The sequence below is a fragment of the Beduini sp. genome (assembly GCF_047239305.1).
Classification (GTDB): Bacteria; Bacillota_I; Bacilli_A; order Erysipelotrichales; family Coprobacillaceae; genus Beduini.
The window spans coordinates 297149-321594 of sequence record NZ_JBKTEM010000001.1 but is presented as its reverse complement, the minus strand read 5'-3'; the positions used below and the strand labels follow the sequence as shown (position 1 = coordinate 321594).

Here is a 24446-nt window from a genome sequence, read left to right as displayed (position 1 = left end):
CTATTCTGTTCTCAACGCTTCGACTGCGTCTTTCTTAGAAGCCATACGTGCCGGAATATGTCCGCCTGCCATCGTTAATATCGTACTTATCAGAATTAAAATAACAGCATGTTCCCTTTTTAAAGAAGCCACGTTGCTTAATTCAGTCACACTATAAATAACTGCATTAATTGGGAACGTGAGTAAATAGGCAATGATAATTCCCAAGGTTCCAGAAAAAACTCCTAGGATACATGTTTCCGCGTCAAATACACGTGTGATGTCTTTCTTACGTGCCCCCAAGGCTTTCAAGATTCCGATTTCCTTTGTTCTTTCTAATACAGACGTATACGTAATAATACAGATCATGATTAAACTTACAATCAATGAAGTTCCGGCGAAAGCAACCAGCACCATCGTGATTCCACCCATGATGCCCCCTGTTAAAGAGGAAATTGTAGCCGCAAGATCGGTATATACCACAATATCATCACGGTTTTCTAATCCATCATTATACGTATCCAGATACTCAACAATCTTATCTTTATTTTCAAAATCTGTCGGATACAACGTGATGAGGTAAGGAGTAGCATCTCCACCTAAATAAGCCATCATCTGTTCTTTAGCTGCTTCGTCCATCGCTTCTAATGTCAATATGTTATAATCCACTGCTTTTTGAGCTTCGACGATTTTTGATCCTTCGGCCTGATCAATGACATACTGAGATAATGAATCACTGTAGGCAATGCCCGGATTTAGAATCGCAACATTAGCATCCTCCTTAGCACGGATCACCGCACTGATTTTTACTGTCTGAGATTCCTTAGAATCATACATCATCTGATAATCATTTGATGGCATATAAGATTGAAACGGTGTTGTTGTATAGAAATCATCATTATTAACTAACTTCATCTCTGTTCCAACAATTTTATCAAAATCGATTCCTTCTTTATCCACTGCTTCAAATCCAAGAGAAGTTAAAGTAGAAAGTTCTACTTGATTTTTTTCATTGACAACTAAGACCATATCAAATTTATCTTCCGGCAGATTTCCGGCTAATACATCATAGTTTTTTTCTAGGAAAGTATTGATATTTCCGTCCGATGCCACCGGAAATGTAGATAACCCTGAGCTTCCCTGATTTGAACTGTTTCCAGAAATACTAACCATTTTTTTAGTTCCGTCAATATCACGCACTAAATTCATGCCGACAATACGTGTATAGCCGATACTGTCGCAAATAGTAGGATCTATATTTTTTATATACTCCAAATAATCTTGACTAAAGCGATTCTCGTGCATAATGGAATTCGCAGAGGAATCATAAGCAAACACTTGGTTTTCCTCACTGTATTGAGTAGAAGACATCTCATTCATATGCTTTTGAATCGTTTCCGGATCCATGCTGACAGCCTGCTTAGAAATAATGATCGGGAATTCTGCCAAGGCATCTTCCTGATAATTATCGATCTGTACTTGGAACCCGACTGATAAACTTAAAATCACAGCAATTCCAATAATCCCAATACTAGAAGCAAAAGAAGTTAAGAATGTTCTTCCCAGCTTTGTTTTAATATTATTGAATGATAAACGCAGTGCCGTAATAAAAGACATGCTGGTTTTATTTAACACAAACGCTTCCTGAGCATCATCATTTTGATAAGGATTGCTGTCACTGATGATACGTCCGTCTCTAAATTCAACGATACGATTGGCATAGTCATGCGCTAAATCAGGATTATGAGTGACCATGATGACAAGCTTGTCTTTAGCAATTTCTTTAATTAAGTCCATGATCTGGACACTGGTTTTAGAATCCAAGGCTCCGGTCGGTTCATCACACAATAAAATTTCCGGATCATTCGCCAACGCTCTGGCAATCGCCACACGCTGCATCTGTCCGCCTGACAACTGGTTCGGCTTTTTATGAAGATGTTCTTTCAGACCGACTTTTTCCAAACACTCTAAGGCTTTTTCATGTTTTTTAGCGGCAGATACCCCACTTAGCGTCATTCCCATTTCAACATTGGCAACAATCGATAAATGGGAAATTAAATTATAGCTTTGAAACACAAAGCCTATCGAATTATTACGATAAGCATCCCAATCTCTTTCCTTGAAGTCCGTTGTATGTTTTCCTTTAATGATCAGATCACCGGAATCATAGCGATCCAAACCACCGATAATATTCAGACAAGTCGTTTTTCCTGAACCGCTGGTTCCTAAAATCGCAACAAACTCCTCTTTTCTAAAAGAGACACTGATATCATCTAAAGCAACAGTTTCAACATCGCCTATCTTATATTTTTTAGTTATATTTTTTAATTCAAGCATCTTTTTCCTCCAACATTTCCTTTTTCGTCACTGCCATTAATTGGTAGATATCATCCATTACCAATAACAAACGATCCATGTTTTCTTTTCCGTAACGTTCAATAATTGTTTCTAAAAATCGGGTAAGAATCTCCTGCCCCTCTATATAAATCTGCTTTCCCTGTTTACTGAGTTCAACAATGTAAGAGCGGCGATCCAATGGATCAGTTTTCTTGATAATCAAGCCCTTGTCACATTGTCTTTTCAGCATATCCGAAGTTGCCGGCAGACTCAAATCCAAGCATTGTGCCAGCTGTCCCGGTCGCACTGCTTCATTTTTATCACAGTATTCCTGTACAATCATTAATACCATAAAATCACGCTGAGAAATTGGCAGCAGCTCTTTTAATGGATCTAAATTTTTAAAACGTCTCAAAGACTCTAAGAAACGCACACTTTCTTTTTTAAGCAAACCATCGCCTCCAATACTTAAGTTACTTAAGTAATTTTATCAAATCCGGTTTTATAGTTCAACTCATATGATAAACGTGTTATAATCTTAACAGGAGGAAAATATGCGGAAATTTAAATATAACGAGAAAATCGCAATGGGAGTTTTAGTCATTATTATCCTTCTTGCTATCTTCTTTATCCCTAAACTTAATTTTACCAATAAAGAAATAATGACCCCGATCTATAACCCTAAAAATACAGGTTTAGAAACGTTTCGATTAGGCATTGATGTCAGTGAGCATCAGGGAACGATCGATTGGAAGGCTGTTGCTGACAGCAGTGTTGATTTTGCCATCATCCGTGCCAGTTATGCATGGAATGATACCGGTGATCATACCGATAAAACATTCAAAGAAAATATCGATCAGGCTCAAAAGCATGGCATCGCCATCGGTGCTTATCACTACAGCTACGCCACAACACCTGAGGAAGCAAAAAAAGAAGCTGAATTTTTCTTATCGCAAATCAAAGGCATCCAATTTCAATATCCAGTCTATTATGATATTGAAGATGAATGTCAAGATGATTTAACAAAAGATCAGCTTACAGAAATTGTTCTAACATTTTTACAGACAGTTGAAAAAGCCGGTTACTATGTTGGCATCTATACCAACCCCGATCATATTAATCAATTAGATATGGAACGTTTAAAAAACTATGATCTTTGGATCGCTAACTATAGTTTACAAAATGTATATGATGGTGATTATGGAATGTGGCAATATACCTGTTATGGAAAAGTGCATGGCATTGCCGGTGATGTCGATCTCAATTATTGTTTCTATGACTATCCTGCATTTATCAGACGATTACAAAAAAACAATTACTAATACATAGACCCCTAGTAAAAACCAGGGGTCATTTTTATTTCTTTAATTGTTGAATAATATGACGAGAAACAATCACACCGTTTGCTCCTGCCTGTGCTAACCCTCTAGTCAGACCAGCCCCGTCTCCGGCAACATATAAGTTATCAATTTCACTTTCGAAACCTTCTCTTACTTTTGGACGAGCAGAATAGAATTTTGCTTCTACTCCATATAATAAGGTATGCTCATTGGCAATTCCCGGAGTCACATGATCCAATACTTCAATCATTTCAATAATTGATTTCATGGTATTATAAGGCAGGACTAAGCCAAGATCTCCCGGCACCGCTTCTTTTAAAGTCGGTATCGTATACCCCTCTTTTAAACGTTTTTCTGTTGTACGGCGCCCTTTTTTAATATCTCCGTATTTTTGTACGATAATGCTTCCGTTTGACAATTTGTTTGCCAATTGACCGATTGCATTGGCAAATTCATTTGGCTGATTAAACGGTTCTGAGAATGTATGAGAAACTAACAGCGCAAAATTAGTATTGCCGCTGCCTAAAGCCGGATCATGATAGGCATGTCCGTTTGCCAGCATAGTTCCCGAATGATTTTCAATAACAACATGTCCGGAAGGATTGGAGCAGAAGGTTCTGACCCTTGTTCCGACTGATGTATTATAGACAAATTTTCCTTCATAAAGATTCTTGTTGATTTCTTCCATCACGATATTGCTTGTTTCCACACGAACCCCGATATCTACCTGATTATTGTAAAGCTCAACACCATGCTGTTTTAAGCATTTTGTCAGCCAGGCAGATCCGTCGCGACCCGGAGCAACAACCACTTTTTTAGAATAAATCTTTTCACCGTTTGTGAGTTCAATTCCTTTTGCCTGACCTTCTTCAACAATAATATCTTTCACTGCTGTTTTAAACATAATATCAATATGTTCTTTTAACTCATTAGACATTGCAGTCATGATTTTCAGATTTTCTTCTGTTCCTAAATGACGCACCTGCGCACGTAGCAATTTCAAGCCCACCGCATATCCGCGATGTTCAATCTCTTTTACTTTTTGAGTTGTCGGATCGGTTATTTCTTTTGTTGCACCATGTTTTAAATATAACTGATCTACATATTCAATCGCTTTGATGACCTCATCATCATTCATATAATCGGTCAGCCATCCGCCAAATTCACTGGTTATATTAAATTTTCCATCACTGTATGCCCCTGCTCCGCCAAATCCGGCAGTAATTGAGCAGGCAGGCAGACATCCCGGTTCATTATCTTTAATCACCGGACAAGATTTAATTTTCTTTTCCTTAATCGGACAGCGGCGATACATCACATCCTGTCCTTTATCCACTAATAACACTTTTAATTCTGGTTGTTTTAAATACAATTCATAGCTTGCCATAATTCCAGCTGGACCAGCACCAACTATAATAACATCATAATTTTTTTCCATCCAATCACCTTTCATTAAAGCCTTTGGTATTATATCGAATGCATGCTTTAAATGCAAATCATATACACATTAAAAAAGAACAGAAGATTATTCCGTTCTTGCGACATGTGTACGTACGGCAGCTTCCGATACTGCTTTTGCCACCACTTTTGCAACACGCGGATCCATTGCTTCAGGAATGATATAGGTTTCTGACAATTCCTCTTCACTAACTAATGATGCCAGCCCCATCGAAGCCGCTAATTTCATTTCCTCATTGATTTTTTTAGCTCGAACATCTAATGCACCTCTGAACAATCCCGGGAACGCTAAAACATTATTGATCTGATTAGGGAAATCAGAACGTCCCGTTCCCATCACGCGGACACCGGCAGCAATCGCATCATCATACATTATTTCCGGTTCCGGATTTGCCATTGCAAAAACAATCGCATCTTTTTTCATTCCGGCAGCCATTTCTTTAGTTAATATTTTAGGCGCAGAAACACCGATGAAAACATCCGCTTCTTTTAAGGCTTCTGCCATTGTCATACGTTTATTTTGAGAGTTTGTGATCTCTGCTAACTCTTTTGTCAGGAAATCATAGTGTTTCTGATCTTCCTTTAATACAATCCCGTTAATATTAAAGCCATAAATTTCTTTAACCCCTAACTGCTTAATCATTTTAATAATAGAGCTTCCGGCAGCACCGGTTCCGCTGACCACTACGGTAATCTCTTCTGCTTTTTTATTAACGACTTTTAAAGCATTGATCAGTCCTGCAGTTACTACGATTGCAGTCCCATGCTGGTCATCATGGAATACCGGAATATCCAGTTCTTCAATCAAAGTTCTTTCTATTTCCACACATCTTGGTGCACTGATATCTTCTAAATTGATTCCGCCAAATCCAGGGGCAATACTTTTTACGATCTGAATGATCTCTTTAGGATCTTTCGTATCCAAACAAATAGGAACAGCGTCCACATTTCCAAATTTCTTGAATAGGATTGATTTTCCTTCCATTACCGGCAAGGCTGCGGTAGGTCCGATATCCCCTAAACCTAATACCGCTGTTCCATCTGTTACAACTGCTACACTGTTAGATTTCCATGTATATTTGTAAGCCTCATCGGGGTTTTTTGCGATCTCACGGCAAGGCTGTGCAACTCCCGGTGTATACGCTAATGATAGATCTTCTTTCTTATCTAAAGAGACTTTTAACCCGACTTCTAATTTACCTTTTGCTGCTTCATGTAATTTTAATGCTTCTTGATATACGTCACTCATTCTGTCACTCTCCATTCGTCTCTTCCATTATCCCATATTTTTAACTTTATTCAACCTAAAATTAGTCAAGCTCATCCTCATGTTTAACGATGATTCCCCGCTCTAACAACATCTGAGCAAAGACTCCGTTTCCCACAGTCAAAGTTCCCGTAAATGAACCATCATAGATTTTTCCTTTGCCGCAGCTAGGACTTCTCGGCTGCAAAATAGCACATTCAATCTCTTTATCTTCAATGAGCTTTAAACATCGCTCTGCCCCATCAATAAATGCCTGAGTCTTATCTTCCCCATCTTTATTTATAATGCGTTTGCCGCAACATTCACATGGCGTTCTTGGAGTGGGCAAACCACCTAACTGTTCAGGACATACTGCTATATATTCTTTATTTTTCAGATAGTCTATGACCTTTTGACTGTAATTGTTCCCGCCATTATATTTGCAGTTATCCCCTAACAGACATTGACTCACTACGATCATTTTCTTCACCTCTGATTATATCCATTATTTCTTTGGTATCTTTAGCCAAAAACTTTGCTCCGGCTTGTTTCAATTCTGCTTTAGTACGGTTCCCCCAAAGACAGCCGATGGAAGCAATTCCCGCATTTTTTGCCGTAAAGATATCCACATCGCTGTCCCCAATATAATAAGCGTTCTCTTTTAATGCCCCTGTCTTTTTTAGAACTCGTTCCACTAAAGTCGGATCAGGCTTCACTGGAATATGCTCAACCTGCCCAAACACAAAGGCAAAACGATCACCAAATAAATCTTCAACAATCTTTTTAGCGATAACATCCGGCTTATTGGTTACCACTGCCAGTTGATATCCCATTATTTTTAATTCATCTAAGACTTCTATTATATGTGGATAAATCGTTGTGAACACACTGCAATGCTGACTGTAATAAGTCATATAAAGTTCCATCGCTTTATTTAATTGCGCTTCATCTAAAGACCTTTCCGGTACTGCCCGAAGAATCAGGTTCTTAATTCCACTGCCAACAAACAATTTATAGGCATCGATCGGATGTGTCGGATAGCCAAGCTGCTCCATTAAATAATTTCCAGCCGTCGCTAAATCTTTAAGGGAATCGATTAATGTCCCATCTAAATCAAATATACACACTTTATTCATGTTGTCTCCTTAATTGATGGTGATACTTTCATCATAAAGCTGATCAATCTGCTGTCTGATCTCTTCATATGTAAATAAGTCACTGTACTGACGGCGGTAATGCTGACTTGCGAGAGTTTCATTATATTGATTGAAAGGGATTAACCTAAAATTCTGGTAATCATTTTCATATTGATTGACAACCGGGGTTAGTTCGACATTTTCTATTGTCGTTTCCTTGGTTGCCATGTCATGATGAATCGTTAAATTGACAATCCCACCAACCTGATACATGTTTTTAAAAAGTTCACTGGAACGGTCAACCACAACATCTGCAGAAACAAAATTTCCCAATGAGTAGATCACGAATGTCTGATGTCCTATCGAACTGGTTAAATACTCCATTGGCTGCAAGCAATGAGAATGATTGCCAATAATCAGATCGACACCTAATTCATTTAAATATTCCGCAGCAGTCCGCTGGGCAGATGTCAGTTCATAAGTGAATTCTGTTCCCCAATGCATCGCCACAATCACCACATCGCTGACCGCTTTAGCGGCTTCAACATCATGTTTTAAAATTTCTTTATATTCATCTGTAAACTGTAAATTCGCATCCAAAAAATAAGGAATAGCATAATCGTAATCTGATCCTACATAAGTATTTGTAGAATATGTATAAGCCAGTACGCCAAAGCGAACCCCGTTCTTTTCAATAACCGGTGTCTGATTTCTTTCTTCTTGTGAAAGATACATACCGCTAGTAAACATATTCATCTTATCAAATAACTGACGAGTATTTATAATGCCTTGTAACCCACGGTCATTTTCATGATTATTCGCTAATGTCAGCACATTAAAACCTAAACTCGGCAATTGTTCCCCGATCGTATAAGGGGCATTAAAGGAGTATCCCCAGCCGCTGATCCCTAACTCATCACCACCAACCAAAACTTCTTGATTACCAATGATCAGATCTCCTTTTAAATAGGGTTTTACCTGATCAAAATAGTTTCCAAACTGATAGTTATCCATCCATTCATACAAGGGACCCTCAAACAGCAGATCCCCTGTAATGGACGCTGTTACCTCCCGCTGTGTTGTTTCTGCTTTAGTGGCTGTCTCTTTTAAAGGATGGACAACCGGATCATTTTTTAAAAACACGATCGCCGCAAACAGACAGATGACAGGGATAAAAGCAAAGATTATTTTTTTATTCATGAGACACCTCTTTTCCATTCTTATTTAACTATAATTTCAAATTTCGACATTGTCAAACAAAATAAAAATAGATGCCGAAGCATCTAAATTTTCTCGAATCGATCGACTTCTACTACAAACACTGTGGCTCCGCCGATAACCCCTTCCATCGCAGTTTTATCACGAGGTTCTTCCAATGCCTTAGCTGAAGCAGCATTTTCTTTTTCCAAGCGCTTTTTCGCATTCTGGTCAATGATTTCCAAAGCGGCAGGTACTTTTTCTTCATCTGTACCGATTAAAATCGTAATATTTCCCCTTTTTAGAAATCCCCCGGTTGCCGCTAATTTTGTAACATAATATCCGGCAGCATTTAATGCTTTTGTTGTAGAAGCTGCATCTTCTTTATTAATGATACCAATAATTAATTTCATGTTATCACTCCCCTTACTTTATTTATACCATTTTTTAGTGTTTTTTTCCATTCATATCATCATTATTTTTGCATTTTTAACGATTGTGATATATGATATTCACCAAGAGTTACGAATATGATAAAGATTAAAGAAAATGGAGAAATTTATGAGCATAGCTTTAGACTTATTAGCCTGGTACGATCAAAACAAACGTGATCTTCCCTGGCGGCGCACCAAAAACCCCTATTTTATTTGGATCAGCGAGATCATGCTTCAGCAGACCCAAGTCGATACGGTCATTCCTTATTATTTACGTTTTACTAATCGATTTAAAACCCCAATAGATCTTGCCTCTGCCCCTTTGGAAGAAGTATATAAATACTGGGAAGGCTTAGGCTATTATTCCAGAGCCCGCAATTTGCAGGCTTCCGCTAAAATGATCGTGGAAGAATATCAGGGGAAAATGATCGGCGATATAGAAAAGCTGCTTGCCTTAAAGGGGGTAGGTCCCTATACCGCTAACGCTGTCGGATCCATTGCTTTTGATCTGAACGTCTTTGCATTAGATGGCAATGGTTTACGTATCATCAGCCGTTTATATAATATGGAAGACAATATTGCCCTGCCTAAAACGATGAAGCAGATTCAAGCCATCGGTGATGAATTAGTAAAAGGTGTTAATGCTGGTGATTTTAATCAAGCTATCATGGATTTAGGGGCAACGATCTGCCGCCCAAAAAATCCTGCTTGTGAAAAATGCCCGATCTGCAGCCACTGTCTTGCCCAGCAACAGCATCGCCAAGATGTTTTGCCTATTAATATAAAAAAGAAAAACAATCAGGATATTCATTATATTATCGGTGGTATTTACTATCAGGATCAGCTGTATCTGATTAAAAACGGTCCCGATGGCTTGCTCGCAAATTTATACGGCTGTCCGCAGTATGCCGTTGAAAGTCCTTATACCTTCATCGAAGCATTTAAAGAAGATACTGGATTAGAGATTGACGTTATCGATCATATCAAAGATATCAAGCATGTCTTTTCTCATCGCACATGGTATATGCATGTTTATCTGTTCAGACTGAACTCAGACAGTAAAAACTTATATAGTAAAAAAGAAATCGACAAACTGCCGATTTCAACTGCCCACGTTAAAGTGTTAAAAGCTATTTATTCCTGTTTAGAATTTTAAAGATCTGAAAATTAATAAATTCATCGACCGCTGTTAGAATATGTTCTCTTTCATCAAATGACAATTGATCGAAAGCGATATTGGATACAGCGGTTTTATATGTAATTAATTCTTCTAAAGTCATATTATAATTCAGCAAAGGGTCATCATCGCGGGTATCAATAAAACCCACTTTAGTAAGAAATTCAATTTTTGATACGCCTAAACCTTTACATAATTGCTCGACTGTTTCCAAAGTTGGAATAATCGGCTTATTCGTTTTAGGATTTCTGCCTGATTCAATCATATTAATATAAGAACGACTTAACGAACAGTTATTGACGACATTGGTTACAGTAAGATTCTTATCCAATCTTGTTTCTCTTACATAATTAGATAACTTACGAGATAATTCATCCATAGTTCCACTCCTCTTTTATTATTGTATAGAAATTTACTGATAAAGTGGATAGCCAGGCTGTACAACATACTGTTTATATGATGAATATATTGTTTATTATGGAAAATATACTAAACATTTGTTTACTAATTATAGAAATGGCAATACTTGTTTTGAGGTGAAGAGGATGATTTTAGAAACGATCGTGATGGCTGTCAGTTCCATTATTGTATTATGCATTACTGTTAAGTTATGGGGCAATAAAGAAATAAAGCATCTCACATTATATGATTATGTGATTGGTATTACCTTTTGTCTCATTGCCGCTAAAATGGCGACCGGACCATTGGATCAGTTTGCAGTCATGCTGAGCATTATTGCCATTTACTGGATCGCCATCCTTATCATAAGAAAGCGTACTTAAAAAATCATGGGCATTCATTCCCATGATTTTTATGTATTATTTAGATTTTGTCATTTCTTCTTTAGTACGATGATCAAAGATAAACGGCGGACGATTACGGGTTGCATCAAACATACGCCAAATATATTCTCCTAAAATACCTAAAGAACCCATGATGATACTAAAAGCAAATAAAATTAATATAATGATCGTCGTGTAACCTTCTACCGTAATGATATTCATTAATCTCTGAACGATCAGTACGATTGACCAGATAAACGATATCACAAAGCTGGCTGCTCCGATCATTAGAATACAACGAATCGGAAAATAGGAAAACCCTAGCAGTGAATCTAAAACTAGTTTGATTTTCTTTGATAAAGTCCATTTTGAAGTTCCGATTTCACGTTTTTTACGTACATAGCCGATTTTGCTGGTAGGAAATCCACACCACAGCACTTGTGCCATCAGTGAGGTGTTTTTTTCATTCATTTGAATCAAGGTATCAATGACTTGACGATCGATCATAAACGAGTCAAATCCACCTTTTGGCATATTGGATAAAGCAAATTTACGCATCAGATAAGCATAAAGATTGGAAAAGAATTTTTGTCCCTCTGATTCTTCCCGTCCTTCTCTGACTGCCAGTATAACCGAATTTCCTTTTTCATACTCTTTAAGCATATCCAAAATCATTTCACTAGGTTCTTGTAAATCTGCCGCTTTTCGGACCGCTAAATCACCGGTACATACATTCAATCCTGCTAACAAAGCAGAATGTTCACCAAAATTACGAGAGAGTTTATAGATTTTGATATGTTCATCGATACTGGAAAGATTATTCATTACTTCAAACGAACGGTCTTTAGAACCGTCGTCCACCATTACAATTTCATAATGATAACGATGCTGAAGTGGATCCAGCACCTTTTCTTTTAGATCCGCATAAAGCGGCAAAAGATTATCTTCATTATAATAAACCGGTACAATTATTGATATTTTTTTCATATTTATCACCAGTTATCAATCATATCATTTAATCCGAATTATTTAAAGGGTAAACTTGTAGAAATCCCTCATAAATGCTATTATTTAACCATTGGAGGAAGTTATGGAAAATCGTTTAGAGAAAAAACACTACTATTTTTTAATCTGTATATTTTTGTTTTACGGTCTTTGGGCAATGATTCAGCCTGTGAATGCCGGACCGGATGAAAGTATGCGTTATTCAATATGTCAATATATATTAAATCATGGATCGCTTCCGCATGGAGCAGATCCGGAAATCATGAATTGGACATGGGGACAATCCTATGCATTCACCCCCATTTTAGCGTATATGCTGTGTGCAATTCCAATGAAGATCGTTTCTTTATTCACTTCTAACGCACATTATCTTTGGCTGGGTGCCAGAATGATGAATGTTGTTTTAGCGGTTGGAACCATTTATCTGACAATAAAAATCGGACGAATCCTTTTTAAAGAGGAGCGATGGCAATGGCTGTTTATCATATTTGTCGGCTGTCTGCCGCAGTTTGCCTTTATCTTTACCTATGTTAATAATGACGGCTTGGCTTTATTTAGCTGTGCATTCATCGTTTATGCCTGGTTAAGCGGATTCAAAGATCAATGGTCCTATCGAAGCTGTACCTTGTTAGCGGTCGGTTTGGCTGTCTGTGCGCTTTCCTACTATAATGCTTATGGCTTTATTTTAGTGAGTATCTTCATTTTTATTGGTTCAATGATTCATTTTCATCCAAAGCAATGGTTTAAACCATTGATGATCAAAGGTCTCTATATTTCTACTCTCGCTTTACTTTTAGCGGGGTGGTGGTTTATTCGCAACTATCTTTTATATGACGGAGATTTTATCGGCATGAGCACCAGCAATTATTATGCAGAATTATATGCTGCCGATCAATTTAAGCCCTCTCTCATAGCTTCCCCCAGCAATCTCAACATGTCATTATGGGAAATGCTGATATCAAAGCAATGGCTGCTGATCTTTTTAACTTCATTCATCGCACGTTTTGGCGGTATGATGATTTTCCCGCCATTGTGGTTCTATCCTATTTGGGGAATTGTTATTTGTGTGGGAATGATCGGCTGCTTCTATAAGATCAAAGAGATCTTATTTTCTAAAGAATTTATAAAAAGCTTGTTTAACTGGGGAATGCTTATTGCTTTAATCATTCCGAATTTCTTAAATCTTTATTATTCCTATTTCAATGATTTTCAGCCGCAGGGGCGCTACAGTATGCCGATGATTATTCCGTTAGCTTACTTTATTGTATTGGGAACACAATATTTACTAGAACGTTTCAAATGGAAAAAGCACTATGTTATAATAATGAGTAGTACGTGTATCTTTACACTGATGTACAGTTTATTTTTCATCATCATTCCATATTACTACTAGGGGGAGAAAATAATATGCTAGATTTTAACCGTCCGCCATACGTCGGAAAAGAATTGGATTATATCAAGGAAGCTGTCGATCTGCATAAGATCTGCGGTGACGGAAAATTCACTCAGCTTTGCAGTGAGTGGATGAAAAAGCGTTTTAATATCAATAATGTCTTATTAACCACTTCATGCACACATGCTTTGGAAATGGCTGCTATTCTTTGTAACATTCAGCCAGGAGACGAAGTCATCATGCCTTCATATACGTTTGTTTCGACTGCCGATGCATTTGTATTAAGAGGCGCTAAAATTGTATTTGTGGACATTCGTCCGGATACGATGAATATTGATGAAACAAAAATCGAAGCTGCAATTACCGATAAAACAAAAGCGATTGTGCCTGTTCATTATGCAGGGGTCAGCTGTGAAATGGATGCCATTATGGCGATTGCGAAAAAACATCATCTTTTAGTAGTCGAAGATGCCGCCCAGGGAGTAACTGCTTATTATAAAGGGAAAGCATTAGGAACAATCGGTGATTTTGGCTGCTATAGTTTTCACGAAACGAAAAATTACAGTATGGGCGAAGGCGGAGCTATTCTTTTTAATGACGATCAATACAAAGAAAAAGCTGAAATCAGTCGTGAAAAAGGGACAAACCGTTCGAAATTCTTCCGTGGGCAAGTAGATAAATATACTTGGGTTGACTACGGTTCATCTTATTTGCCAAGCGATTTAAATGCCGCCTACCTTTGGGCGCAGTTAGAAGCCGCTGACACGATCAATAATCATCGTTTAAGCACTTGGCATAAGTACTATGATGGCTTAGCTCTGTTAGCAGAAGCCGGACATATTGAGCTTCCCTATGTTCCTAATGAATGTACACATAATGCCCATATGTTTTATATCAAAACCAAGGACCTTGCACAGCGAAGCGCATTAATCACTCACTTAAAAGAAAAGGGAATCCAAGCCGTATTCCATTATGTGCCATTACATAGTTCTCCGGCAGGGCAGAAATTCGGCTGTTTCCATGGGGCTGATGAATACACTACAAAAGAAAGTGAGCGTCTATTAAGACTACCGCTTTTCTATAATATTACCGATGATGAGATCAGCAGCGTCATCAACGCGATCAAGGAATTCTATCAATAACATGAAAAATATCGTCATCATAGGGGCAAATGATTTTCAGCTGCCCCTAATTTTAGAAGCTAAGAAACAAGGCTACATCACTCACGTCTTTGCGTGGGAATGCGGTGATGTCGGAGAAAAGGAAGCTGATTACTTTTATCCGATCAGTATCGTAGAAATCGATCAGATTTATGAAGTCTGTCTGAAAATAAAACCGGATGCTGTCTGTTCGATTGCTTCCGATCTTGCCGCTGTTACAGTCAATGAACTTTCAAGAAGACTGTCATTGCCTTGCAATGACAAGGAGTGTGTCAAAAACACGACCAATAAATATGCAATGCGTCAAACTTTAAAAAAAGCCGGACTTCCAACCCCTTCTTTTAAAGTCGTTGCAGATAAAGAGGAAACTATCGATTTTCCTTTCCCGGTGATCGTTAAACCAACCGATCGCTCTGGCAGCCGTGGAATATTTAAAGTAGAAAATCCCGATCAACTATCTGAGTGCATCACGCAGGCAATGGACTACAGCTTTGAAAAAAAAGCCATAATTGAAGAATATATTGATGGACCAGAATACAGTGTGGAGGCTTTTGCTTATCAAGGCGAATATCATATTTTAGCCTTCACTAAAAAATACACAACCGGTGCCCCGCACTTCATTGAAACAGCGCATTTACAGCCAAGCGATCTTGATGAAAAAACACAGCAGGTGATCTCTTCAGCGCTAATAGCGGCATTTAGAGCGCTGAACATTCAAAACAGTGCCATTCATGGAGAGTTTCGTTTAACGAATGAAGGAATGCGAATCATTGAAATCGGCGCACGCATGGGCGGTGACTGTATCGGCAGTCACTTGGTACAGATTTCCACCGGTTATAACTTTGTCCGCTATGTGTTGGACATCGCTTTAGGCATTCGACCAAAAATACAGAAAATACAAGAACCTAAAGTTGCATTGATTCATTTTATATTCGGGGATGAAGACATAAAATTACTTGATGATATCAAAAAAACGAATCCGCAATGGATCGAAAAAATATATCTTGATGCTCATCCCAGTTTAAATATTGTTGACAGCGGCAGTCGTCATGGTTACTTTATTTTAAAATGTGATCAAAAAGATCAGTTAAAAGGAATACTTACACATGAAAACAAAACCAAAATTTAAAAACATTATCATATTGCAGCTCGTGATTATCATCTATTCTTTATCCAGCGTCTGTGCCAAATTTGCTTCTAATGAAGCTTTTCTCTCTCCTAAATTCATTTTATTCTATGGAATTGAAATTCTTATTTTAGGTATTTACGCGATTCTTTGGCAGCAGGTCATCAAACATTTTGATCTCTCGATTGCTTACGCCAACCGAGCAACCGGATTGCTTTGGTCAGTGATCTTTGCTTTATTTATTTTTAAGGAAAACATTACAATAATGAATATTGTCGGAATCGGTGTTGCTATTTGCGGCATCATCCTAGTCAATCTTGATGAACATATATCACCTGATACTGATCGTTAGCGTTATTGTCGCTAGTATATCTCAAATTTTCCTTAAAAAAAGCACTTATCATCATCATGATTCATTAATAAAAGAATATTTAAATCCTTATGTCATTTTCGGCTATAGTTTAATGATTATTTCTACAGTCTTAACGATTTTCGCCTTTTCCGGACTTCATTATAAAGAAGGACCGATCATTGAATCTATCGGTTATTTTATTGTCATGATTTTAAGTTATTTCTTTTTAAATGAGAAAATAACAAAGCGGAAGCTATTAGGCAATATCATTATTGTCATGGGGATTATTCTTTTCTACTTATAGAAGACTATCCTCTACAAAAATCCAAGCGTTCCTTGGATTTTTATTATTCAGAATTGAAAATAAATGGTATAATGAAAGTACGGTGGGGATAAAATGAAAATACTAAATACACTTATGAAACAATATTCTAAACTTATCTATTTAATTGCAGTCATTATTGGGGTGATTGCAGCTTCCGGTTTCTTTCTTAATAAGCTGGACTTGGTCAACTGTGAGGCAAAAATGATTGTTGAAAGAATGCTTAAAGATTCAGATTTTAAAAATGCGATCGGTGATGTTAACAATTCGGTTGTAGATATTAATCTTAATCCGCCTGATACATTATGGCGCTATTATCCGTTGTCCTATACTACTTTTAGATACATCGATCAGCATTACGGACGTATCGAAGTATATAAAAATAAAGAGGCAGCAGAATTAAGGATAAAATATTTAGAATCACTTCGTACACACAGTTCAGAAATCTATACAACAGAGTCCTACGGGGACTACGTCGCAAGTGATATTCTCTATAAATATCATTATAATACCGCTCAAATCGGTAATGTTGTGTTGATTACTTCCACAAAAGATACGAATAGTGAGCAATTGAAGATAACGACAAAAGCCTTAAAAAAAGCAATGAAAGGATTGCATTTTACTCAGCAAAACAGGATCAATGCATCAGAGTATGAACAGCTTTTTGCAGCTTTAGATTTAGAAGCAGAGAATTTTATAGTCGATCATGAATCGAAACTCAGAAACGAATATATCACTTTTGTCAATAATGAGTTTACAGTCCTTGAAAATGAGCCGACACAGCGCCACTACAACATGGCAAAAAGCCATGTAGAGAAAATGAATGTTCCTCAATATTTAAACGAATATGAGGAATGGTCAAAGCGCCTAGCTGAAATGGAGCCGCAGGTTCAGGAGTATGAGGTTTATCAAAAACGACTGATTGAAAATCGCTATGGCAGTGGAGTTTATAAAGTTGGAACAGATATTCCGGCTGGAGAATATATCGTTTTCTATAATTTCAACAGCAGTTTTAATGTCAAATCAGGACCGAAGGATTACAGCACAACACTCAATAAAGAGACACTGTATACGAATCGAACACTGGTAATCAGTGTAAAGGAAGGGGAATATATCCATTACACCGGTTCAGATTATTTTTATTCTATAGATGCCAATCCTTCCGTAACGCTAACCACGAATGGGATATTTAAAGTTGGGCTTCATTTTCCTGCTGGAGAGTACCAGATCATTCCTAAAAACAGCAATAACTACTCTAATCAGGTAAATGTTTACAAAGACAGTTATTATCGTGATTCTCCGATTGAAAAACGCTATGGAAGTACATTAAATGATCCTATTACTTTAGAAGAGGGACAATATGTGCAGCTTAAAAACTGTCGATTAAAAAGAATAGATGAATAAAAAAGCCAAGCCTCAAAGCTTGGTTTTATTCTTTAAAATGTACAATTTCATCAATGCCCTTGCGCATTGGCTGCTCCGGTGCAATATCTGCGTACCCGACGCCAATCACGGCAACTACTTCTTCATTATCCGGTATCGCAAAGAATGTGCGGATAGCTTCATGATCGTAGATTCCCATAATCAATGTTCCTAAACCAAGATCATAAGCTTTTAAACACAGATTTTCAACTTGCAGACCATTGTCAAAATACTGAAACCCATCTTTTAGATGTGTTGTATAGCTGCCATCACGTTCAAAACCGCTGCGGTTTTTCACAACTGTAGAAACAATGATGACAGGTGCATCTTTAACATTCTTTTGATTAAACTCAGCCAAACAAGGTAGAAATGCTTTTTTAGTTTCCGGACGATCCACAACATAATAGCGAGACACCTGAGAATTTTTCCAAGATGGTGCATCACTTGCCGCCTTAATTAAGGCTTTGATTATCTCACGATCCACCGGCTTATCTAAATAACGGCGAATACTTCTTCTGTTTTCAATACATTCAGATAGTTCCATGTTACTCCTCCTCTTCATCAAATAACTGTCTGATCCGTTCCTGATTTTCCATAACTAACTGATACCCTGCTTCATAATTTTTATTTAACTGCTCGATATCCTTTTCCATGGAATCCAGTTCATAGCTGGGGCGCAATACAACAGCACTCCCCTCTGCTTCTAGTTTATCACAAAAAGCAACTGTATCGTTATATAAAAGATGACGATTCAATAAAATTGTTTCCAACTTAGGATAGATATGCCGAATTGCCTTAGCTGCCATTTTTGTTGATTTATTTAATTCCTTGCGATATTCTTTCGTTCGCGTAAGCAGAATCAGATGTTTTCTATTGCCATCCTTGATAGCCTTTTTTATAGGAATAGGGTCACTTAATCCACCATCATAATATTTATTCTTGCCTATTTTTATAGCCGGAAATACAAAAGGAATTGCGCAGGTAGCCTGAAGCATTACATTTGTCTTATCCGTCATTTTCCCATCTAAATACTCACACTTTCCTGATTCTACATTCGTTACCCCTACTCTTATCTGACAAGGATTTTCCATAAAGGTTTTATAGTCAAAGGGAATCAAGGTATTAGGAATCTGATTATAAATAAAATCAATCCCAAACAGCGAGTGTTCTTTCAAATAATGACGTTTCCCCATATAGCGCTTGTCATGACGAAACTGACGAACCACTTCCAAATTTCTTTTCTTTTGTTTTGATACATAGGAGAACCCGTTGCAAATCCCAGCTGAAACCCCGATGACATAATCAAACTCCAATCCTAAATCTAATAAAGCATCCATGGCTCCGGCAGAAAAGATCGGACGAAAAGTTCCTCCTTCTAAAACTAAACTCGGCATAATAAAGCTCCTTTCTAATAAAAAAACTCAACCAAAGTTGAGTCTATTATTTCTCCATTAGATATTTTGAAACAGATTCAAGAGATGCTTTAAACTCTTCATCAGAAGAATTTTCAAAAACAATAAGCTCTCCATTACAATTTGGATCCGGGAATAAATTAGGAATTGAGAAATCACGTCCTGCAATATATTCATCCCAATGCGCCAATTTCCAAGTATCACGATCAGAATTACGGTCGATCATACGCTGACGACATGTTTCAACATCTGTGTGTACCCAAATAATAGATAATTTGGCACCCTTTTTCGCTAACTTTTCCATCATCTGATCCATCCATTTTTGATCACGAATTTCACGAGTGAACGGTGCATTGATTAATACTGTCTCAGCATAATCCAATGCTTCTAAAGCTAAATCCACAATAACTTCGTATTCAGGATTACGAATCCATTCTTCAAAGAATTCTGAACTGCGGTTTTCTTCTTCATGTGCTACTCTAAACACCTGATGAGAAAGTGGAATCAATGTATCTTTATCTAAATACACAATATTCTTTAATGCTTTAGATAACTGTTTAGATACAAATGTTTTTCCGCTTGCTGGTGGAGAAGTTACTAAAATCAATTTTTTCATAAAAACCTCCGTTTATAATTACGTTAAATCTTATTTTTTGTCTACACAACATCTTACACCACTAAAATTGTTGTGTCAATAATTATCTCTTTTTATAAGATAAGATAAAATCAATCAAATATTTCACGTATCTATTATAGACTATTTTTCAACAGAATTCTATAATTTTCAATTTATTAAAATGCATTCAATTATTCCCATTTTATCAATAAAAATGTTTTTATATTAATACAAAATAATTCGACAATTCTCTTGACACTTTTCGTTATAATCTGTATAATTTTTAAAACATTAATCAAAGAAAAAGGAGATAAAAACATGGCATTTTTTTACAGTGAACCTTCACACACTTTTAACGAGTATTTATTAGTTCCTGGTTATTCATCAGCTGAGTGTCAGACAAAGAATGTGTCTTTAAGAACACCGCTAGTGAAATATAAAAAGGGAGAAGAACCAGCAATTACAATGAATATTCCTCTTGTATCCGCAATCATGCAGTCTGTATCGAACGATACAATGGCAGTTGCTTTAGCAAGAGAAGGTGGTGTTTCATTTATCTATGGTTCTCAAACGATTGAAAATGAAGCCGCAATGGTAAAACGCGTAAAAGATTACAAAGCAGGTTTTGTTAAAAGTGATTCTAACATTTCACCTGAAGCAACTTTACAAGACGTGATTAAATTAAAAGAAAAAACAGGTCACTCTACTATGGCAGTTACCGATAACGGAACTGCAGATGGTAAATTATTGGGGATTGTTACAGGGAGAGATTATCGTGTAACAAGAATGGAACCATCTACAAAAGTAAAAGAATTCATGACACCATTTAATAAATTAGTTTACGCTAAAGAAGGTGTTACCTTAAAAGAAGCAAATGACATGATTTGGGATAACAAATTAAATGCATTGCCAATCATTAATGAAAATCAGCAGCTACTGTATTTTGTATTCAGAAAAGATTATGAATCAGCTAAAGATAATCCAAATGAATTACTTGATGAATCTAAGCGCTATGTCGTAGGTGCCGGAATCAACACAAGAGATTACGCTGAACGTGTTCCTGCTTTAATCGAAGCCGGTGCTGACGTTTTATGTATCGATTCATCAGAAGGATTTACAGAATGGCAGAAAATTACAATTGAATGGATCAGAGAACATTATGGTGAAAACGTAAAAGTGGGTGCCGGAAATGTTGTAGATCGTGATGGATTCCGTTTCTTAGCGGAGGCCGGAGCCGACTTTATTAAAGTAGGAATCGGCGGCGGTTCAATCTGTATCACTCGTGAACAAAAAGGAATCGGTCGCGGACAGGCAACTGCTACGATCGAAGTTGCACAGGCAAGAGATGAATATTATGAAGAAACAGGTATTTATATCCCAATATGCAGTGATGGTGGTATCGTTCATGATTACCATATGACTTTGGCTTTAGCCATGGGAGCTGACTTTATCATGTTAGGTCGTTATTTCTCAAGATTTGATGAATCACCAACAAATAAAGTAGTCATCAATGGACAATACATGAAAGAATACTGGGGAGAAGGAAGTGCTCGTGCCCGTAACTGGCAGCGTTATGACATGGGAGGAGATTCTAAGCTTTCATTTGAAGAAGGTGTTGATTCTTATGTTCCTTATGCAGGAAGCTTAAAAGACAATGTAGCTTTATCATTGAATAAGATTAAATCTACAATGTGCAACTGTGGAGCTCTTTCTATTCTTGACTTACAGCAGAATGCAAAGATAACTTTAGTCTCTTCAACAAGTATCGTTGAAGGTGGTGCACACGATGTTGTCTTAAAAGATTCAGTACCAAACCAAAATAAATAATCAAGAGCCAATCGGCTCTTTTTTAATTTATATTAGACAAAAAAGGACAATTTATGATAAGATAATAAAGGTGAATTTTTTGGAGGTATCTATGAAAAAACGTAATTGTTTAGTCGGGCAGTCCGGAGGCCCTACGGCAGCGATCAATGCTTCTTTGGCAGGGGTAATCGCTCAATGTCTGGAATCAGAACAATTTGATAATATATATGGTGCAGTAAATGGCATCAAGGGACTATTGGCACTTCAATATTTAGACCTAAAAAAAGAGTTTGAGACAGCAGAAAAACTTGAACAGCTGCGTCATACCCCGGCAATGTTTTTAGGAAGCTGCCGCTATAAGCTGCCTAATTATGATGAAGATCCAAATGTCTATAAAGAAGTATTCGATATTTTTGAACGTTTAGAAATCACAGATTTCTTTTATATCGGTGGAAATGACTCTATGGATACCGTATTAAAGTTATCGGGTTATGCAAATATGATGAAAAAAGATATAAAGATCATCGGGATCCCTAAAACCATCGATAATGATTTAATGGGAACTGACCATACACCTGGATTCGGTTCAGCAGCTAAATATGTAGCAACTTCGATGTTGGAAATTGCTCATGACAGTATGATCTATCAATTAGAATCGATCACGATCGTCGAAATCATGGGACGTAATGCCGGTTGGCTGACTGCCGCTGCGGCTTTGGCAAGAAACGATTATAACACTGCTCCGGACCTGATCTACTTACCGGAAGTAACTTTCGATAAAGAAAAATTTATTGAAGCTATTGCTGAAGTATTTAAACATAAGCGTGGGGTTGTTATTGCTGTTTCTGAAGGAATTCGTGACAAAGACGGTAATTATCTGGATCAGGATTCACGCTATACGAAAAAGGATGCGTTTGGACATATTATCCATTCCGGTACGGCAAAAGTACTGGAAACAATCGCTTTCCAAGCTTTCCACTGCAAGGTAAGAAGTATCGAATTAAATGTTTTGCAGCGCTGTGCCATGCATATTGCCAGCAAATGCGACAATGACGAATCTTTCTTGATCGGAAAAGAAGCTGTTCTTCATGCACTGCGCGGAGAAACCGGAAAAATGATGATCTTTAACCGTAAAAATCAAAAGGATTATGAAATTGAAATCGGGGCCATTGATGTCTTAACTGCTGCAAACTATGAAAAGAAAGTCCCGGTAGAGTGGATCAATGAAGCCGGAAATGATATTACCGATAAACTTTATCAGTATTTATATCCGCTTATTCTCGGAGAAGTCTATCTTTCTTATCAAGATGGAATCCCTCAATATTTAAGCACTGCTCATTTAGAAAAATAAAAATATTAAAAAATGGAGACTCACAGTTTATTAAAGCGCGATCTCCGTTTTTTTCATTTTTACAGACAAATAACAATTAGAATACCTTAGATAATCGTCTGATCCCCTCTTCTATCTTGTCTAAGGATATGCTGGAAAAGGATAAAAGACACTGTTGCTGCTGAAATTGCATGTCAATTCCTTTCTCATGTGCTTTCTTCAAAATAAGTTCTGTATCTATCGGCTGACAAAAAGTAATGCGTACACGTAAAGCGGTCTCTTCGAGCTGCAGCTGAGGATGGTTAAAATAAAGATTCAGACTATCGATTAATATACGGCTTTTTTTACTGTATAAGCGGCGAAGTCTTTTTAACTGGCGGATCAGCTGTCCTTCTTCAATAAAATAAGCTAAGGCAATCTGCTCGAGCTTAGATACATTCTGATGATAAAAATCTCTTTTTATATTATATTTATCTAATAAAGAAAGGGGTAAGACCATATAGGCAATACGCAAAGAAGGAACCATCAGCTTAGAGAATGATCCAATATAGATAATATGTTCCGGATCTTGTTCCTGCATGGCGGGAACAGGCTTTGCACTGTAACGCAGCTCCCCGTTATGATCATCTTCTATAATAAAAATAGAATGATTTTTGGCATATTCAATAATCTGCAGACGACGTGAGATGGGCAATGCGCCTGCCTTTTGTCCGGCAGAAGAGGTGTTTAAGTAAAGAAAGTCAATATCAACATGATGCAAAGATTCCATCACAATACCGTCTTCATCTTCTTCTAGCATAATAGTCTCAATATTAAAATCACTGAAAATCATTTGTGCATGCAAAAAGCCGCTTCTTGGCATTCCTACTCGTTTCACATTCTTTAACAGACCGCAAAGAATCGTCAGCAAGGACTGAAAACCAGAGCCGATGATCATCTGCTCCTCCCCTGCATGAACACCGCGATACATCGATGTATAGCGGCATAATGCCTGTCTTAATACCAGTTCCCCCTGCTGCTGTCCGTATTCATACAAACTTTCCTGCTCTTGTAAAGCTTGACGGATGTATTTCTTCCATAATTCCATATTGAAAGACGAGGGATCCACCGCCCCACCACTGAAGTCATACTCATAATGTACTCTTAAACTAGGTATATGAGGCTGTTTCAAGATGTTCATCTCCTGTTTTTGTTTGAGATCTACATCTACAAAATAGCCGCTTTTATGACGTGAAAGGATATATCCCTCCACTAACAGCTGTCCATAAGCTGCCTCGATGGTCGTTCGTGACAAGCCGGTATTCTTTTCCAGCTCTCTAATAGATGGCAGCTTTTCTTGATAGTGATACTTTCCATCTAAGATATCCTGTCGCAAACGTTTATATAAAGATTCATATTTGCTCATATCTGTCCCCT

25 protein-coding genes are annotated in these 24446 nt (G+C 37.3%); 11 read left to right on the top strand and 14 right to left on the bottom strand.

Annotated elements, in window-relative coordinates; all coding sequences use genetic code 11:
* Both ACLRVU_RS01675 and ACLRVU_RS01670 read right to left on the bottom strand, forming a co-directional pair.
* The gene (locus ACLRVU_RS01675) at positions 1–2316 is read right to left on the bottom strand and encodes an ATP-binding cassette domain-containing protein (protein ID WP_412890423.1); all 2316 of its coding nucleotides are present in this window, start codon (positions 2314–2316) and stop codon (positions 1–3) included.
* Positions 2309–2767: a MarR family winged helix-turn-helix transcriptional regulator gene (locus ACLRVU_RS01670; protein WP_412890422.1), complete on the bottom strand. Its 459-nt coding sequence runs from the start codon at positions 2765–2767 to the stop codon at positions 2309–2311. Before ACLRVU_RS01670 ends, ACLRVU_RS01675 begins: the two co-directional genes overlap by 8 nt.
* Before the next feature lie 103 nt (positions 2768–2870).
* Here ACLRVU_RS01670 and ACLRVU_RS01665 point away from each other — a divergent pair, with 103 nt between their 5' ends.
* On the top strand, positions 2871–3638 hold the full coding sequence (locus ACLRVU_RS01665) for a glycoside hydrolase family 25 protein (RefSeq protein ID WP_412890421.1): 768 nt from the start codon (positions 2871–2873) through the stop codon (positions 3636–3638).
* A 34-nt stretch (positions 3639–3672) separates the two neighbouring features.
* Here ACLRVU_RS01665 and ACLRVU_RS01660 read toward each other — a convergent pair whose 3' ends face one another.
* The 6 genes from ACLRVU_RS01660 to ACLRVU_RS01635 form a co-directional block, all read right to left on the bottom strand.
* On the bottom strand, positions 3673–5094 hold the full coding sequence (locus ACLRVU_RS01660; protein ID WP_412890420.1) for an NAD(P)/FAD-dependent oxidoreductase: 1422 nt from the start codon (positions 5092–5094) through the stop codon (positions 3673–3675).
* A gap of 87 nt (positions 5095–5181) precedes the next feature.
* Positions 5182–6363, bottom strand: a complete 1182-nt coding sequence (locus ACLRVU_RS01655) for an NAD(P)-dependent malic enzyme (protein WP_412890419.1) — start codon at positions 6361–6363, stop codon at positions 5182–5184.
* Between the two features lie 61 nt (positions 6364–6424).
* Positions 6425–6841 (bottom strand): DUF523 domain-containing protein, encoded by a 417-nt coding sequence (locus ACLRVU_RS01650; protein WP_412890418.1) that lies wholly within the window; start codon positions 6839–6841, stop codon positions 6425–6427.
* Positions 6807–7496, bottom strand: coding sequence for an HAD family hydrolase (locus ACLRVU_RS01645; protein ID WP_412890417.1), 690 nt, complete (start codon positions 7494–7496; stop codon positions 6807–6809). The genes ACLRVU_RS01650 and ACLRVU_RS01645 overlap by 35 nt, the downstream gene beginning before the upstream one ends.
* A gap of 9 nt (positions 7497–7505) precedes the next feature.
* Positions 7506–8696, bottom strand: a complete 1191-nt coding sequence (locus tag ACLRVU_RS01640) for a CapA family protein (RefSeq protein WP_412890416.1) — start codon at positions 8694–8696, stop codon at positions 7506–7508.
* An 83-nt stretch (positions 8697–8779) separates the two neighbouring features.
* Positions 8780–9106: a cyclic-di-AMP receptor gene (locus tag ACLRVU_RS01635; protein ID WP_147548501.1), complete on the bottom strand. Its 327-nt coding sequence runs from the start codon at positions 9104–9106 to the stop codon at positions 8780–8782.
* A gap of 148 nt (positions 9107–9254) precedes the next feature.
* On the opposite strand from ACLRVU_RS01635, the gene mutY reads away from it, so the two are divergent.
* On the top strand, positions 9255–10283 hold the full coding sequence (mutY, locus tag ACLRVU_RS01630; protein ID WP_412890415.1) for an A/G-specific adenine glycosylase: 1029 nt from the start codon (positions 9255–9257) through the stop codon (positions 10281–10283).
* Here the strand turns inward: mutY and ACLRVU_RS01625 are convergent.
* On the bottom strand, positions 10258–10683 hold the full coding sequence (locus tag ACLRVU_RS01625) for a helix-turn-helix domain-containing protein (RefSeq protein ID WP_147548497.1): 426 nt from the start codon (positions 10681–10683) through the stop codon (positions 10258–10260). The two genes, mutY and ACLRVU_RS01625, sit on opposite strands and share 26 nt — an antisense overlap.
* Before the next feature lie 166 nt (positions 10684–10849).
* On the opposite strand from ACLRVU_RS01625, the gene ACLRVU_RS01620 reads away from it, so the two are divergent.
* Entirely contained in the window at positions 10850–11086 is a 237-nt protein-coding gene (locus ACLRVU_RS01620; protein WP_412890414.1) for a hypothetical protein, read from the top strand.
* Between the two features lie 36 nt (positions 11087–11122).
* On the opposite strand, the gene ACLRVU_RS01615 is transcribed toward ACLRVU_RS01620, so the two are convergent.
* Positions 11123–12073, bottom strand: a complete 951-nt coding sequence (locus tag ACLRVU_RS01615) for a glycosyltransferase family 2 protein (RefSeq protein ID WP_412890413.1) — start codon at positions 12071–12073, stop codon at positions 11123–11125.
* A 103-nt stretch (positions 12074–12176) separates the two neighbouring features.
* Here ACLRVU_RS01615 and ACLRVU_RS01610 point away from each other — a divergent pair, with 103 nt between their 5' ends.
* The 6 genes from ACLRVU_RS01610 (at position 12177) to ACLRVU_RS01585 (ending at position 17848) form a co-directional block, all read left to right on the top strand.
* The gene (locus tag ACLRVU_RS01610; RefSeq protein ID WP_412890412.1) at positions 12177–13484 is read left to right on the top strand and encodes an ArnT family glycosyltransferase; all 1308 of its coding nucleotides are present in this window, start codon (positions 12177–12179) and stop codon (positions 13482–13484) included.
* 14 nt (positions 13485–13498) lie between these two features.
* Positions 13499–14626, top strand: a complete 1128-nt coding sequence (gene rffA, locus ACLRVU_RS01605) for a dTDP-4-amino-4,6-dideoxygalactose transaminase (protein WP_412890411.1) — start codon at positions 13499–13501, stop codon at positions 14624–14626.
* 1 nt (position 14627) lies between these two features.
* Complete coding sequence (locus ACLRVU_RS01600) at positions 14628–15773, top strand: ATP-grasp domain-containing protein (protein WP_412890410.1); 1146 nt, start codon at positions 14628–14630, stop codon at positions 15771–15773.
* Complete coding sequence (locus ACLRVU_RS01595; RefSeq protein WP_412890409.1) at positions 15751–16122, top strand: transporter; 372 nt, start codon at positions 15751–15753, stop codon at positions 16120–16122. Before ACLRVU_RS01600 ends, ACLRVU_RS01595 begins: the two co-directional genes overlap by 23 nt.
* Positions 16091–16426, top strand: coding sequence for an EamA family transporter (locus tag ACLRVU_RS01590; protein WP_412890408.1), 336 nt, complete (start codon positions 16091–16093; stop codon positions 16424–16426). Before ACLRVU_RS01595 ends, ACLRVU_RS01590 begins: the two co-directional genes overlap by 32 nt.
* Positions 16427–16519: 93 nt before the next feature.
* Positions 16520–17848, top strand: a complete 1329-nt coding sequence (locus ACLRVU_RS01585) for a hypothetical protein (protein WP_412890407.1) — start codon at positions 16520–16522, stop codon at positions 17846–17848.
* Between the two features lie 25 nt (positions 17849–17873).
* On the opposite strand, the gene ACLRVU_RS01580 is transcribed toward ACLRVU_RS01585, so the two are convergent.
* Genes ACLRVU_RS01580 through ACLRVU_RS01570 form a run of 3 tightly spaced genes read right to left on the bottom strand, consistent with a single transcriptional unit; the run spans position 17874 to position 19894 of the window.
* Positions 17874–18410 carry a nitroreductase family protein gene (locus ACLRVU_RS01580; RefSeq protein ID WP_412890406.1) on the bottom strand — a complete coding sequence of 179 codons (537 nt, stop codon included), beginning with the start codon at positions 18408–18410 and terminating at the stop codon, positions 17874–17876.
* Between the two features lies 1 nt (position 18411).
* A complete protein-coding gene (locus ACLRVU_RS01575) occupies positions 18412–19260 on the bottom strand; it encodes a patatin-like phospholipase family protein (RefSeq protein ID WP_412890405.1) in 849 nt (282 codons plus the stop codon).
* 46 nt (positions 19261–19306) lie between these two features.
* Complete coding sequence (locus ACLRVU_RS01570) at positions 19307–19894, bottom strand: ATP-binding protein (RefSeq protein WP_147553174.1); 588 nt, start codon at positions 19892–19894, stop codon at positions 19307–19309.
* Positions 19895–20212: 318 nt separating this feature from the next.
* Here ACLRVU_RS01570 and ACLRVU_RS01565 point away from each other — a divergent pair, with 318 nt between their 5' ends.
* Complete coding sequence (locus tag ACLRVU_RS01565) at positions 20213–21721, top strand: IMP dehydrogenase (RefSeq protein ID WP_147553172.1); 1509 nt, start codon at positions 20213–20215, stop codon at positions 21719–21721.
* 91 nt (positions 21722–21812) lie between these two features.
* Positions 21813–23051: a 6-phosphofructokinase gene (locus ACLRVU_RS01560; protein ID WP_412890404.1), complete on the top strand. Its 1239-nt coding sequence runs from the start codon at positions 21813–21815 to the stop codon at positions 23049–23051.
* A gap of 76 nt (positions 23052–23127) precedes the next feature.
* Here the strand turns inward: ACLRVU_RS01560 and ACLRVU_RS01555 are convergent, their stop codons facing one another.
* Positions 23128–24435, bottom strand: coding sequence for a PLP-dependent aminotransferase family protein (locus ACLRVU_RS01555; RefSeq protein WP_412890403.1), 1308 nt, complete (start codon positions 24433–24435; stop codon positions 23128–23130).
* Positions 24436–24446 lie beyond the last annotated feature (11 nt).

Excerpts from the sequence above, each read along its gene's own strand:
- ACLRVU_RS01675 (WP_412890423.1), bottom strand. The coding sequence starts at position 2,316 with ATGCTTGAATTAAAAAATATAACTAAAAAATATAAGATAGGCGATGTT.
- ACLRVU_RS01665 (WP_412890421.1), top strand. The coding sequence starts at position 2,871 with ATGCGGAAATTTAAATATAACGAGAAAATCGCAATGGGAGTTTTAGTC.
- ACLRVU_RS01660 (WP_412890420.1), bottom strand. The coding sequence starts at position 5,094 with ATGGAAAAAAATTATGATGTTATTATAGTTGGTGCTGGTCCAGCTGGA.
- ACLRVU_RS01655 (WP_412890419.1), bottom strand. The coding sequence starts at position 6,363 with ATGAGTGACGTATATCAAGAAGCATTAAAATTACATGAAGCAGCAAAA.
- ACLRVU_RS01650 (WP_412890418.1), bottom strand. The coding sequence starts at position 6,841 with ATGATCGTAGTGAGTCAATGTCTGTTAGGGGATAACTGCAAATATAAT.
- ACLRVU_RS01645 (WP_412890417.1), bottom strand. The coding sequence starts at position 7,496 with ATGAATAAAGTGTGTATATTTGATTTAGATGGGACATTAATCGATTCC.
- ACLRVU_RS01640 (WP_412890416.1), bottom strand. The coding sequence starts at position 8,696 with ATGAATAAAAAAATAATCTTTGCTTTTATCCCTGTCATCTGTCTGTTT.
- ACLRVU_RS01635 (WP_147548501.1), bottom strand. The coding sequence starts at position 9,106 with ATGAAATTAATTATTGGTATCATTAATAAAGAAGATGCAGCTTCTACA.
- mutY (WP_412890415.1), top strand. The coding sequence starts at position 9,255 with ATGAGCATAGCTTTAGACTTATTAGCCTGGTACGATCAAAACAAACGT.
- ACLRVU_RS01625 (WP_147548497.1), bottom strand. The coding sequence starts at position 10,683 with ATGGATGAATTATCTCGTAAGTTATCTAATTATGTAAGAGAAACAAGA.
- ACLRVU_RS01620 (WP_412890414.1), top strand. The coding sequence starts at position 10,850 with ATGATTTTAGAAACGATCGTGATGGCTGTCAGTTCCATTATTGTATTA.
- ACLRVU_RS01615 (WP_412890413.1), bottom strand. The coding sequence starts at position 12,073 with ATGAAAAAAATATCAATAATTGTACCGGTTTATTATAATGAAGATAAT.
- ACLRVU_RS01610 (WP_412890412.1), top strand. The coding sequence starts at position 12,177 with ATGGAAAATCGTTTAGAGAAAAAACACTACTATTTTTTAATCTGTATA.
- rffA (WP_412890411.1), top strand. The coding sequence starts at position 13,499 with ATGCTAGATTTTAACCGTCCGCCATACGTCGGAAAAGAATTGGATTAT.
- ACLRVU_RS01600 (WP_412890410.1), top strand. The coding sequence starts at position 14,628 with ATGAAAAATATCGTCATCATAGGGGCAAATGATTTTCAGCTGCCCCTA.
- ACLRVU_RS01595 (WP_412890409.1), top strand. The coding sequence starts at position 15,751 with ATGAAAACAAAACCAAAATTTAAAAACATTATCATATTGCAGCTCGTG.
- ACLRVU_RS01590 (WP_412890408.1), top strand. The coding sequence starts at position 16,091 with ATGAACATATATCACCTGATACTGATCGTTAGCGTTATTGTCGCTAGT.
- ACLRVU_RS01585 (WP_412890407.1), top strand. The coding sequence starts at position 16,520 with ATGAAAATACTAAATACACTTATGAAACAATATTCTAAACTTATCTAT.
- ACLRVU_RS01580 (WP_412890406.1), bottom strand. The coding sequence starts at position 18,410 with ATGGAACTATCTGAATGTATTGAAAACAGAAGAAGTATTCGCCGTTAT.
- ACLRVU_RS01575 (WP_412890405.1), bottom strand. The coding sequence starts at position 19,260 with ATGCCGAGTTTAGTTTTAGAAGGAGGAACTTTTCGTCCGATCTTTTCT.
- ACLRVU_RS01570 (WP_147553174.1), bottom strand. The coding sequence starts at position 19,894 with ATGAAAAAATTGATTTTAGTAACTTCTCCACCAGCAAGCGGAAAAACA.
- ACLRVU_RS01565 (WP_147553172.1), top strand. The coding sequence starts at position 20,213 with ATGGCATTTTTTTACAGTGAACCTTCACACACTTTTAACGAGTATTTA.
- ACLRVU_RS01560 (WP_412890404.1), top strand. The coding sequence starts at position 21,813 with ATGAAAAAACGTAATTGTTTAGTCGGGCAGTCCGGAGGCCCTACGGCA.
- ACLRVU_RS01555 (WP_412890403.1), bottom strand. The coding sequence starts at position 24,435 with ATGAGCAAATATGAATCTTTATATAAACGTTTGCGACAGGATATCTTA.